Consider the following 12,524-nt stretch of genomic DNA (forward strand, 5'->3'; position numbering starts at 1 on the left):
TCTGGGGTGTGTTATCGTTCGCTTCTACCGCATACTGTGGGCAAGCGGCAACGCCGCACTGTGCGGTGGGCGTGCCTGGTTTTATCTGGGGGGGGGGGGGGGGGGGGCCGGGGGGGGGCCCCCCCCCCGCTCCGGTTGCGTGATGGTGGGCCCGCCGGATTGACGCACCGTCGCCGGCTCGCAGGCTTCGGCGCGGGAGTGGGTCCACATTGCCGAGAACACCTACACCGCAGGCCAGTTGGTGATCTTCCTGGATGCCTGGGCTCCGCGGCTGCCGGCCGGCCTGGGGGGTGCCGGTCTCCATCGAGCGGCAGGTCGAGTACTGGTTCCGGCCGAAGCGAGGGGGCGCTTCACCGCGGCTGACGCGCCGCATTGACAGGTGTCCCGGCGCACTGACACCGTCCCGGCTCATTGATCCACACCCGCCCGAGCCACCGCCTCCCCTGCGCCGGCCCCCGAGGAGTCCGCTCATGCCGACAACGGAGCGATCTGCAAGCAGCGACAGTCACGACGACGCCGAACTCGCCGAGTTCGGCTACAAACCCGAACTCAAGCGCACCCTGGGCAACTTCCACACCTTCGCCGCCGGGATCAGCTACATCTCGATCCTGACGGGCACCTTCCAGCTGTTCTACTTCGGCTACGGCAGCGGCGGCCCCGCCTACTGGTGGTCGTGGCCGATGGTGTTCGTCGGCCAGTTCATGGTCGCCCTGTGCTTCGCGGAGCTCGCCGCCCGCTATCCCGTGGCGGGCTCGGTCTACAACTGGTCGAAGAAGATAGGCAACCCGCATCTGGGCTGGCTCGCCGGCTGGATGATGCTGGTCGCGTCCATCGTGTCCATCTCGGCCGTGGCACTGGCCTATCAGTTGACGCTCCCCCAGATCTCGTCGGCGTTCCAGTTCGTGGGGGACGGCACCGGCAAGTACGACGTGGCGACCAACGCGGTAGTCCTGGCCGCGGTGTTGATCCTGTTCACCACGCTGGTGAACGCCTTCGGCGTGAAGCTGATGGCGAGGATCAACACGGCGGGCGTGTTCATCGAGCTGATCGCCACCGTCGTACTGATCGTGCTGTTCGCCGTCCACATCACCCGCGGTCCGCAGGTCGTCCTGGACACGAACGGCACCGGCGCGGACTACGGCACCGGGTATCTGGGCGCGTTCCTCGTGGCCTCGCTGGCGTCCGCGTACGTCATGTACGGCTTCGACACCGCCTCCTCCCTCGGCGAGGAGTGCCTCGACCCGTCCCGCAACGCACCGCGTGCCATCATCCGCGCCATCGTGGCCTCGTTCGTCCTCGGCGGTCTGATCCTGCTGCTCGCGCTGATGAGTGTCTCCAGCCTGAAGGGCGAGGAGCTCTCCACGGACGGCCTTCAGTACGTGGTGCTCGACGTGCTCGGTCCCACGGCCGGCAAGGCGATGCTGTGGTGCGTGCTGATCGCCGTCACGGTGTGCGCGCTGGCGGTCCACACGGCCGCGATCCGGCTGGCGTTCGCGATGGCCCGGGACAACAACCTGCCGGCGTCGACCCAGCTCGCACGGGTCAGCCCGCGCTTCCAGACTCCGGTGCTGCCGACCGTGATCATCGGGATTCTGGCCCTGGCGATCCTGGTGGTCAACATCCGTCAGCCGCAGATCTTCACGGTCGTCACGAGCATCGGCATCATCATGATCTATCTGGCCTATCTGGGGGTGACCGCGCCGATGCTGGTGGCCCGGCTGCGGGGGCAATGGCAGCCCGCGGGTGAGGGCAAGTTTTCGCTGGGGCGGTGGGGGCTGCCGGTCAACATCGTCGCCGTGGTGTGGGGCGCGGGCATGACGATCAACCTGATCTGGCCACGCGCGTCGGTCTACAACGCGGCGGCTCCGTACCACTGGTACCTGCGGTGGGGCGCGGTGTTGTTCGTCGCCGTGATCGCGGGCGGCGGCTTCGCCTACTACTGGTTCGTCCAACGGCACCGCACAGGAGTCCTCGCCGAGCACAGCCTGGACACCCCGGCCACGCCCGGCACGCCGCTCGCGGAGCGGGCGACCGACTGAAGCCGACCGCCCCTCACACCGGGCCCGTCACACCAAGCCCCTTACACCGTGCCCCTCACGCCGCGCTCCTCAGGACGCGGCCGGCGCCGGGCGCTTGAACATGCGGGTCGCCGTGATCTCGCTGTGCACCGACTCCCCCGCCTGGGGCTGCTGCGGCAGTCCCGGGCGGAGGTGTTCCTCGACACTGATGTACTTCAGCCCCGCCCTGAGGTCGGCGTCATTGCGCAGGCGGATGACCAGCGGGAACTCCGCCAACGCCGTGGTGTCGAACAGGCCGGTGGTGTAGAGGAGCTGGACTCCGAGCGCATCCGACACCGCGCGCTGCAACTCCAGCAGATACGTCGCGTTGGCGCGGCCGATGGGATTGTCGAGGAACAGCGTGCCCGCGTGGCGGTGCTTGTCCCGGCCCCGGTCGTTGGACCTGAGCGCGGCCATCGTGCAGTACAGGGCGATGGCCGCCGTGAGCAGCTGCCCGCCGGAGAACACGTCGCCCATCTGGCCGACGGGCACCCGCTCGGCGCGCAGCACCGCGTCCGGCTTGAGGATCTCGACGGCGACGCCCTTCGGTTGCAGGGCGGCCGCGACTCCCCGCAGCAGCAACGACATCCCGTCACGCCTCAGGTCGGAGTTCTTCTTGACGGCCGCTCTGGTCGCCTCGTCGACGACCTCGCCGAGCCGCTCGGTCAGGGTCGCCTGGTCGGGCTCCTCGAACCGGATACGCAGGAACTCCTGCCCGGACCACTCACCGAGCCCCTCGGGCAGCCGGGACAGTCGCTGGGCCGACCGCAGGGTCGCCAGCGCCGACTCGACCAGGCCCCGCAGGCGGTCGACGATCGAGTCGCGGTTGCGCTCCAGCTGCGCCAACTCGTCGGTGAGCACCCGGAGCCGGGGGGCGAAGGCGTCCGCCCACTTCTGCGCGTGCTCCGGCAGCGCGGAGGCGGGCAGTTCGCGGATCTGCTGGCGGGCGGGGGTGCGGACCTGCTCGTAGCGCGTGGAGTTGGCGTGCCGTACCAGCACATCACTCGCCTCGCGTACGGCGGCCTCGGCGGCGGACAGGTCGGCCGCGCAGCCGCGCAGCGACCGGCGTGCCTCGGCGGCGGACTGCCGGGCCTCCTCCGTGCTGCCCGGATACGGTTCGGCCGCTTCCTGCTCCTCGTCCGCGATGTGCTCCCGCAGCAGGTCGCGCAGCATCGCGGCGATCTCGTCGAAGCCGCCGGCCGCGTCCTCGGCGGCGCGGTGGGACGCGAGCAGCTCGGCGTGCGCTTCCCGGGCCTGGGTCAATGCTTCGGTGCGCGAGGCGAGTTCCGTGCCGGCCGTGCGCAGCAGGGCCTGCGCGTGCTCGGCGTCGCGCGGCTGAAGCTCCTCGGACAGCTCGGTGTGCGCGTCGCCGTCCTCGGGCGCGTGCCGCTCGGCCTCGCCGCGCAGCCGGCCCAACTGCTCGCTCGCGCTGGACATCCGGGTCTCCAGCAGCTGGACCAGCTCCTCCGCGCGCGCGGCGGCGGCCTGGCGGGAGGGTCCGTCGGAGCCGTCGGGCGATTGCAGGAGCTGTTCGGCACGGGTGCGGACCTTGTTGCTCAGCCGGTCCAGTTCCGCGCGTGCCGCGCTCTCGTCGCTCTCCGCGCGGGCCTGCTCGGCGCGCAGGTCGGCGCCGACACCGACCTTCTCGTACACCTGGGAAGCGGCCCGGTACGCCTCGCGCAGCGCGGGCAGGGACGCCTCGGGGACATCCGCGCCCGGGTCGGCGTCCGGTACGTCGTCGGGGGCGCCGGCGATCTCGGACCGCTCGGCGCGCAGGGCACGCGCGGTGCGGCGCGCGTCGTCGGCGGCGCGCTGGGCGCCGCGGCGGTCCTCGTCGGCGGCGCGGGCACGCTCCAGGCAGGTCTGCGCCCGGACCTCGGACTCGGCGGCCTCGTCGGCCAGTTCGCGCAGCTTGACCTGCCAGCCGGCCCGTTCCCGCAGCCGGAAGGCCAGCCCGGCCAGGGCGTCGGCGGAGCGCCGTGCCTTCTGCGCGGCCTCCTGCCGCTCGTCGCGGATCTGGGCGGCCTCGGCGGCGGCTTCGTCGGCCTCGGCGCGCACGGTCCGTGCCTCGGCCAGCTCGGCCTCGGACTCCTCGGCGAACGCGCGCGTGTCCCGGGCGGCCTGCGCCAGCTCGACCAGGTGTCCGGCCGGGCATCCGGTGCGCCACGAGGCGAGTCGTGCGGCCAGCTCGCGGTCCTTGCCGAGTCGAGCGGCGAGGGTGCGGATCTCCTCGTCCCGCTCGGTCGCCCGCGCGCGCAGCGCCTGCCGCTCCTCGTCGGCGGCGTGCTCGTCGTGCATGGCGGGGTTCGGCGGTACGAGGAAGACGTCACCGTCCGGCTCGTCGGCGGCCGGGGTGGGGGCGAGCAGTGCGGCCGCCGTGCCCACCGCGACGGCCGAGCGGGGCAGCAGGGCCGCGTCGCCCAGCGCCTGGCGGGCACGCGCGTGGGTGGCGGGGTCGGTGATGATCACGCCGTCGACGAGTTCGGGCCGGGCGGCCAGCACGCGCGCGTGGTCGGCGGGGTCGACGGCCTGGGCGAGATAGCGCCAGCCGGGCAGCGCGGGGATGCCCTGTTCGCCGAGGAACTCCACGGTGGCCAACACGTCCGGGCCGGGCGGCAGCAGCCCGCCGTCGCCGAGGGCGCCCAGGATCCGGGCGTCGTCGGCGGCTGCCGTACGCAGTTCGAAGAGCTGACGCTCGGCGGCGGAGACGGCGTCGTCGAGCAGGTCCCGCAGTTCGTCGGCGAACCGGTCCAGTTCCTCGGGGCTGAGTGCGCCCTCGGCCGGGGCGGCACCGCTCTTGCCGCCGTCGCCCGAGCGCGGAGCGGGCACGGACCCGTGCTTCACGGCGGACTCGCCGGTCAGGCTGAGCAGTTCGGCGAGCCGCTCCTCTACTGCCAGGCCCTCGGCGAGCCGGCGCTCGGCGTCGTAGGCGCGCTCGGCGCCGGTGGCCGCGTCGGCCGCGCGGGCCGCGGTCAGCTCCGCGCGGGACTCGGTCGACGCCGCCTCGCGCGCGTGCTCCGAGGCACGTCGGGAGGCCTCACGGGCGCTGTCCCAGGCGGCGACGGCCGTCTTCTCGGCGTCGCTCGCGGCGAGGGCCGCGCGGGCCGGGTCGGCGTCGGGCGCGCTGTCGTCGAGCCAGCCCGCGCGGACGGCCTCGGCGGTCTCCTGCTCCACCTCGGTCAGTCGCTGACGCAAGTGCCCGACCTCGCTGCGGGCCCGCTGGGCGTCGGTGGCGGCGGCCGTGGAGTCCCGATGGGCCGACTCGCTGACCTCCTGGAGCGCGGCGGAGCGCTCCTCCCCCTCGTTGGCGAGGCTCTCGGCGCTCTCGGCGGCCGTGTGCAGGGCTCGTACGAGGTCGACGGCGGCCTTGGCGCGGGCGGCCAGCGCGGGGGCCGCGTCCCGTTCGGCCTCCTGGATGGCGGCGGCCACGCGCGCGACCCGGTCGGAGGCGGCGCGGTGCCGCAGAGCCGCCTCGGCGGCCTGCCAGGCGGAGTGCAGGGTGCGCGCGTCGGCCAGCTCACGCTTCTGTGCCGCCGCCGACTTCTCCGCCGCCGCGAGCGCCAACGAGGCGTGCCGGAAGGCCAGTTCGGCGGCGATCAGCGCGCTGCGCTCGCGCGCCGCCTCGGCATGGGTGACGGCGTACGCGGCGGCGGTGACCCGCTGGGCGAGGTCGGCGGCCCGCACCCGCTCCTGGACGCCCCGCGCGGTCAGCCGCCGGGCCAGGGTCCTGGTCCGGCGCTCGGCGCCGGCGTGGATGTCACGCGCGCGTGAGCGGGTGTCGGCCGCCTCGACGATCCGCCCCAGCAGTTCGACGGACCCGGCGGTGAAGTCCCGCTCGGCGATCAGCTCGGCGCGCCGGCCCAGCTTGTTGCCGAAGCCGCCGACCAGGTCGGCGAGGCCGTCGGTGTCGCGGGTGTCGGTGACGGCCCGCAGCAGCAGGTCGGTGAAGTCGGAGTCCTTCTTGACCGCGAAGAGGCCGGCCGCCTCACCCTCGTCGGCGTTCATCTCCCGCTGGTAGCGGAAGAGTTCGGGGTCGAGGCCGAGGTCGCCGAGATGCTCGATCCAGCGGTCGTGGATCTCCTCCCAGTGGACCTCCAGATGCGGATAGGCCTTGCCCGCCTCCGTGATGGCGTCGCGGAAGCCCTTCATGGTGCGTCGGCGGCCCTGAGCGCCCGACTGGCCCTCGACGGGCGGCCGTACGGCGGTGGACTCGGCGACGGGCAGGTTGTCCAGGCTCAGTCCGGGGCCGGGGCGGAAGGAGTACCAGGCCTCGGCGAACTTGCGCGGGTCGTTGGAGACCTGGCGCCCGCGCCACTCGCTCACCTTGCCGACCACCACGCACTCGCCGGTGAGCGTGTGCTGCCACTCCAGCGCGACATGCCCGCAGTCGTCGGCGAGCAGGAACTTGCGCAGCACGCCGGAGCTGGCGCCGCCGAGGGTGTTGCGGTGGCCCGGCAGCATCACGGAGAAGATCAGCTTGAGCAGGACCGACTTGCCTCCGCCGTTCTCCAGGAAGAGCACTCCGGCGGGCGCGGGCCGGCGCGGCGGGCCGACGGGCTCCTCCTCGAAGAACTCCGCCTGTGTGGGCGCGGGGTCGGGCACGGGCTCGCCCACACCGCGCAGATCAAGCACGGTGTCGGCGTAGCGCGCACCGGCGGGTCCGATGGAGTAGAGGCGGACCCGGGACAGCTCGTACATGGCGGACTCTCGTAAGTCTTCGTCTAAGTCTTCGTGGGATGGGGGGAGTTCGGCCGTCAGGCGGAGTGGAACGGCAGCCCGGCGTCGGCCACCAGCTCCAGGTCGTCCGTCTCCTCGGCGGGCAGCAGGGTGGGCGTGCCGTCGGTGACCGGGACCACGCCCAGTTCCAGCAGCTCGGCCATGGCGGCGCTGCCCGCCATGTCGCGGACCTGGAGTTGGTAGCGGGCGGTCGTGCGGTAGGTGCCGCCGTGGTCGTCGCCCGTGCGCTGGAGGAATCCGGAGTCGGTGAGGAAGGCCACCGCCTTGCCGACGATGCCGGTGGTGGAGCCGGCGAGCCGACGGGCGTCCTTGGTGGCGCCGGTGGCGCTGCGTCTGACCCAGATCCGCCAGGCGGCCTCCAGGCCGGGCGCGTCCGTGGCCGGGTCGGTGTTCTCCCCCTGTTCCTCCGCGCGCTCCTCCAGCCGACGGCAGGCCTGCCGGACGAAGGCGTCGACGCCGTTGACGGTGACGCGGCCGATGTAGCCGTCGTCGGCGAGGTCCTCGGGGCGCGGGAACGCCATGGCGGCGACGGCGAGATGGGCCAGCCCGTGCAGGAACCGGTCGCTGCCGTCGGCGGACGTCCGGCGCGCGTAGTCGCCCATGCGCACGGCGAAGACCGAGTCCTCGGCGGCCGTCACCGCCATCCCCGCGCGTGCGGAGACCTCCAGCACGACCAGTCCCAGTCCGGCGGCCACGGCGTCCGCGAGCCGTGCGAAGGGCGGGTCCTCGCGGTAGCGGCGCAGCAGGTCGGTGTACTCCTGGTCGCGCGCGGGTTGCAGCTTCGGCTGGAGCCCGAAGGCGACGAGCCGCGCCGCGTCGGCGGCGTCGGCGGGAGTGACGGTGGCGGTCGCCGACGGGGCGGGGGCCTCCGGGTCGCTCCGATCGACGTGCTCGGTCACGGTTTCGGCTCCTTGATGCGGTGCAGCTGGGTCTCAGGGCCCACGAGGCCCGTTCGGTGCTCGGCGCGGTTCATGCCGCTTCCGTTCTGCCGGCGGCCATCCCCGCCGCGTCCAGCAGGGCCGTGCCGACGATGAGGTCGGCGCCGCCGAACTCGGGGTCGTCCAGCTCGGTCCCGTCGTCGACGGCGAACAGCAGCTTTTCCTCGCCCTGCCGATAGGCCGTGCCGACCGGCGGACTGGCCGCGTGCACGGCCAACAGCGCGACCAGGTAGGGCAGCTCGGGATCCCGTCGGCGTGCCTCGGTCAGCAGGCCCGACAGTCGGCGTGGGGCGTCGGCCGGGAGATCGAGCAGGGCGGTCGCCGCGGCCAACTGCTCCTCGCTGAACCGGCTGTCGTCCGGTGTCGCGATGAGGTCGGGTTCGGGCATCTCGGCGCCCAGGTGTTCCCGCTCCACGGGCGGCGTCAGCAGTATGTCGACGAGATCGCCCACCCGGACCGACACCGGAGTGCGCAGCCCGGTCCCGCGGGCGAAGAACGCGTCCGTGACCCGGACCGCGCGCTCCAGGGGCAACGGCAGGACGGGGGCGACGAGATGGCCGTACAGGTCGATCCCCGACGTGGTCATCGGTGTCGCGAAGGCCTGGCGGTCCTGCTCGGCCCGGAAGAGCGGTCCCGCCTCCAGCAGCCGCGACTGCAACTGGGTGTGGCGTCGGATGCAGTCCTTGACGATGTCGACCAGCTCGGCCGCGCGGCGCTTGTGCTCGGCGTCCTCGGTCTCGTCGCGTGCCTTGCGGATGTTGGTGAGGATCGCGTTCTCGTGGCGGTACCGGTCGGCGACGTGGTCGAGGGCCTCGGCGATCATGTCCGGTACGGCGCTCAGCCAGTCGACGGCCCGGACATTGCGCCTAGTCGCGTCCAGGGCCCGGCGGAGCGTCTCGGAGTACTGCACGGTGCGGTACCGGGCCTGTTCGGCGGCCAGTTGGGCGTCGGCGAGCCGCCCTCGGTTGATCAGCACCTCCAGCTTGACCTCCGCGGCGATCTGGGCGCTGGTCACGTCGGTGTCGAGGGCGCCGACGAGGACGTTGACCGCCTCGTCGGTCGTGCGCAGGTACACCGTGCCGCCCGGCCCCGGGACCTCCTCGATCAGCTTGAAGTCGTAGTCACGGCGGACATAGCTGCCGTCGGGCGCGAAGGTGCCGTACACGGCGCGGAAGCCGCGGTCCACGCTGCCGACGTTGATCAGGTTCTCCAGCACCCAGCGGGCCACCCGCTCGTGCTCGGCGACCGGGCGCCGCGGGGCCTGGGCGGCGATGCGGGGGATGAGGCGGGCGACTATCTGGTCGTGGTCGGCGCCCGTGTCGAAGTCCATGTTCAGTGTGACCAGGTCGATGGCGGCCAGCGCCACCTCCGCCATGCCGTACACCGAGTACTCGCCGGCGAGGTTGGCCTTGCGCGTGTCCAGGTCGTGCAGCGGCGCGGTGCAGGCGAGCGCGCGCAGCCGCCGCGCCAGGCCCTCGTCGGCGGCCGGGCCCAGAGCGGGGCGCGGCCCCGCGCTGAGCTGGGGCGGAACACGGTCCGTCGATGCAGGCGAAGTCACGGTGCACAGACTAGGTCCTGGGTCTGACATCGAACCAAACGACCGTACTCCGCCGGGTGTGCCCGGTAACCGGTGGCCGCGTCCCGGCGTCGGGCGGCCCGTGGCCGGCCGCGACCGCACAGGCGGGCTGGTCACACCCGCACGGGGGGCTGGTCACACCCGCACAGGGGCCCGTCACACCGCACAAGGGGGGCGCAGCCCGCGCCCCCCTCAGGACGCGCTCGTCACCCGGCGTCGGTAGACCTCCACGACCCGTTCGAGCGAGTCCTGGAGGTAGGTCCGCAGGAGCTGCTCCGCCTCGGCCTCGTCGCCCGCCTCCAACGCCCGCAGGATCTGCCGGTTGCGTGCGAGATACGGCTCGTGCAGCCGCTTCGGGTCGTCCACCACATGAAAAGCCAGCCGCAGCTCCGCGAACACGCTGCGCATCAGCTCGTCCGTGCGGGCGCTCCCGGCAAGGGCCACCAGCTCGCGGTGGAAGTGGATGTTGGCCGTACCCACACCTTTCCAGTCACCTTCGCGGGCCGCCCGCTGCCCCTCCTCGACCGCCGCGGCGAGCGCGTCCAGGCCGTACGGCGGTTCGCCGAGCCCTCGTACGACGGCGCATTCCACGAGCCCGCGCGTGCGGTAGATGTCCTCGACGTCCTCCACCGTCAGGACCCGGACGAAGACACCCCGGTTCAGCTCGTGGACGAGCAGCCGTTCATGGGTGAGCAGCCGGAACGCCTCGCGAAGTGTGTTGCGGGACACACCGAGTGCCCCTCCGATGCTGTCCTCCGACAGCCGGGTGCCGGGCGGGAAGAAGCCCTCGGCGATACGGCTCCTGAGGATGTCCGAGACGCGCTCCGCCGTGCTCGTGCGCCCCAGGAGGGCACGGTCGTCGGCCAGTCCGCCCAGCTGCTCTGCCATGCCCGGAATTCAATCGCAGACACGAGAACGAAACAACACGGGTATTGAAGGATCGTTCAACGATCCTCTACCTTGCTGCTCACCGTTCAGCTCAGTTCCGCAGCCTCCGTCCCCTCTCTGCGAGGTGCCCATGAGCACGACCCCTCCACCTCAGGCCCTGACCCAGCCCACCGCTGACGAACGCGCCGACGACGACGGCGCGTTCGCCTGGCTGCGCGCCCTCGGTCCGCGCGGCCGCCGCGCCTTCGCGGGCGCTTTCGGCGGCTATGCCCTGGATTCGTATGACTACTTCACCCTGCCGCTCAGCATGGTCGCGCTGGCCGCGTACTTCGGCCTCGACAGCGGTCAGACCGGCCTCTTCACCACGGTCACCCTCGTCGTCTCCGCGGTCGGCGGCGCCCTCGCCGGAGTGCTGGCCGACCGGATAGGCCGGGTCAAGGCGCTGATGATCACCGTGGTCACCTACGCGGTCTTCACCGTCGCCTGTGGCTTCGCGCCCAACTACGAGACGCTGCTGGTCTTCCGCGCCCTCCAGGGCCTCGGCTTCGGCGGCGAGTGGGCGGTCGGCGCGATCCTGGTCGCCGAGTACGCGAGCGCCAAGCACCGGGGCCGCACGCTCGGCGCGATCCAGAGCTCGTGGGCCGTCGGCTGGGCCCTGGCGGCGATCATGTACACGGTGGTCTTCTCGCTCGCCGACGACGACCTGGCCTGGCGGGTGATGTTCTGGACCGGCGCGCTGCCCGCACTGCTCGTCATCTGGATGCGGCGCCGGGTGCAGGACGCCCCGGAGGCCGTGGCCGTGCGCGAGCAGAGCGCCGAGAAGGGCTCCTTCGCCGCGATCTTCAAGCCCGGCCTGCTGCGTACGACGATCTTCGCGGGGCTGCTCTCCACCGGCGTCCAGGGCGGCTACTACACCCTCGCCACCTGGGTGCCGACCTACCTGAAGACCGAGCGCGACCTGTCGGTCGTCGGCACCGGGGGCTATCTGACATTCCTCATCTCGGGCGCCTTCATCGGCTATCTGACCGGCGGTTACCTCACCGACCGGCTGGGCCGGCGGCGCAACATCTGGCTGTTCGCGCTGCTCTCGGCGGTCTGCATCCTGGCGTACGCGAACATCCCCAGCGGCTCCAACACCCTGCTCCTGGTGCTCGGTTTCCCGCTCGGCTTCTGCATGTCGGCGATCTTCAGCGGCTTCGGGTCCTACCTGAGCGAGCTCTACCCGACGGCCGTGCGCGGGACGGGGCAGGGCTTCACGTACAACACCGGCCGCGCGGTGGGTGCCGTCTTCCCGACCACGGTCGGCTTCCTGGCGGACAGCTGGGGCGTGGGCGGCGCGCTGGTCTTCGGCGCGATCGGCTACGCCATTGCGGCGGTGGCCCTGCTCGGACTGCCGGAGACGCGCGGGAAGGAGCTGGCGTGAACCGCACCGGCGACCGACCGCCGGCCCTCGTGCCGGAGCCCCGCCCCGTCAGCGTCCGGACGCAGGACCGGCCCCTCACCCTCGTCGACGAGCACGCGCGCGCGTGGAGCCCGGAAACGGCCCGCGCCCGCTTCCGGGACGGCCTCACCGGCCCCACGGCCGGGGTCGCGGCGGGCCACACCCAGGTCAATCTGATCTCGGTGCCCGCCGACTGGGCGTACGAGATGCTGCTGTTCTGCCAGCGCAACCCCAAGCCCTGTCCGGTCCTGGACGTCACGGACGCCGGTTCCTGGACGACGCCGCTCGCCGAGGGCGCCGACCTGCGCACCGATCTGCCGCGCTACCGGGTGTGGCGGGACGGCGAGTTGGCCGACGAGCCGACGGATGTGCGGGCCCACTGGCGGGACGATCTGGTGTCGTTCCTGATCGGGTGCAGCTTCACCTTCGAGTGGGCGCTGGCCGAGGCCGGCGTCCCGATCCGGCACCTCGAGCAGGGCCGCAACGTGCCGATGTACGTGACCGGTCGCCAGTGCCGTCCGGCGGGGCGGCTGCACGGCCCGATGGTGGTGTCGATGCGTCCGGTGCCGCCGCGGCATCTGGCGGCCGCGCTGCGGGAGACCGGACTGCTCCCCGCGGTGCACGGCGGCCCGGTGCACTGCGGCGATCCCGCGGCGCTCGGCATCACCGACCTCGGGCGGCCCGACTTCGGCGATCCGGTGGACGCCGAGCCGGACGACATCCCGTTGTTCTGGGCGTGCGGAGTGACGCCGCAGGCTGCCGTGATGGCCTCCCGCCCGCCGTTCGCCATCACCCACGCGCCGGGCCAGATGTTCCTGACCGACGCCCGCGACGAGCAGTACCGCATCGTCGCCTGACCATCGTCTCCGGACTGGGGAAACGACCGA

Annotated in this window: 7 protein-coding genes and 1 pseudogene; 4 read left to right on the plus strand and 4 right to left on the minus strand. The window is 72.5% G+C overall.

Going from position 1 to position 12,524, the window contains the following annotated elements; genetic code table 11:
* Nucleotides 1-202 precede the first annotated feature (202 nt).
* Nucleotides 203-350 (plus strand): annotated as a pseudogene (locus tag ACIQWG_RS27115) (N-methyltryptophan oxidase); the annotation flags it as partial.
* Nucleotides 351-470: 120 nt separating this feature from the next.
* The gene (locus ACIQWG_RS27120; protein WP_404100430.1) at nt 471-2,039 is read left to right on the plus strand and encodes an APC family permease; all 1,569 of its coding nucleotides are present in this window, start codon (nt 471-473) and stop codon (nt 2,037-2,039) included.
* Between the two features lie 69 nt (nt 2,040-2,108).
* Here ACIQWG_RS27120 and ACIQWG_RS27125 read toward each other — a convergent pair whose 3' ends face one another.
* The 4 genes from ACIQWG_RS27125 to ACIQWG_RS27140 form a co-directional block, all read right to left on the minus strand.
* The gene (locus tag ACIQWG_RS27125; protein WP_404100432.1) at nt 2,109-6,755 is read right to left on the minus strand and encodes a hypothetical protein; all 4,647 of its coding nucleotides are present in this window, start codon (nt 6,753-6,755) and stop codon (nt 2,109-2,111) included.
* A 56-nt stretch (nt 6,756-6,811) separates the two neighbouring features.
* Entirely contained in the window at nt 6,812-7,693 is an 882-nt protein-coding gene (locus tag ACIQWG_RS27130) for a hypothetical protein (RefSeq protein ID WP_404100433.1), read from the minus strand.
* Between the two features lie 70 nt (nt 7,694-7,763).
* On the minus strand, nt 7,764-9,290 hold the full coding sequence (locus ACIQWG_RS27135) for a hypothetical protein (RefSeq protein ID WP_404100435.1): 1,527 nt from the start codon (nt 9,288-9,290) through the stop codon (nt 7,764-7,766).
* 210 nt (nt 9,291-9,500) lie between these two features.
* Nucleotides 9,501-10,196, minus strand: coding sequence for a GntR family transcriptional regulator (locus ACIQWG_RS27140; RefSeq protein WP_404100436.1), 696 nt, complete (start codon nt 10,194-10,196; stop codon nt 9,501-9,503).
* A gap of 130 nt (nt 10,197-10,326) precedes the next feature.
* On the opposite strand from ACIQWG_RS27140, the gene ACIQWG_RS27145 reads away from it, so the two are divergent.
* Complete coding sequence (locus tag ACIQWG_RS27145; RefSeq protein ID WP_404100438.1) at nt 10,327-11,619, plus strand: MFS transporter; 1,293 nt, start codon at nt 10,327-10,329, stop codon at nt 11,617-11,619.
* Nucleotides 11,616-12,494, plus strand: coding sequence for a putative hydro-lyase (locus tag ACIQWG_RS27150; protein WP_404100440.1), 879 nt, complete (start codon nt 11,616-11,618; stop codon nt 12,492-12,494). Before ACIQWG_RS27145 ends, ACIQWG_RS27150 begins: the two co-directional genes overlap by 4 nt.
* The last annotated feature ends 30 nt before the right edge of the window (nt 12,495-12,524 follow it).

This window comes from Streptomyces sp. NPDC098781, from assembly GCF_044759995.1.
In the GTDB taxonomy this organism is placed as follows: Bacteria; Actinomycetota; Actinomycetes; order Streptomycetales; family Streptomycetaceae; genus Streptomyces.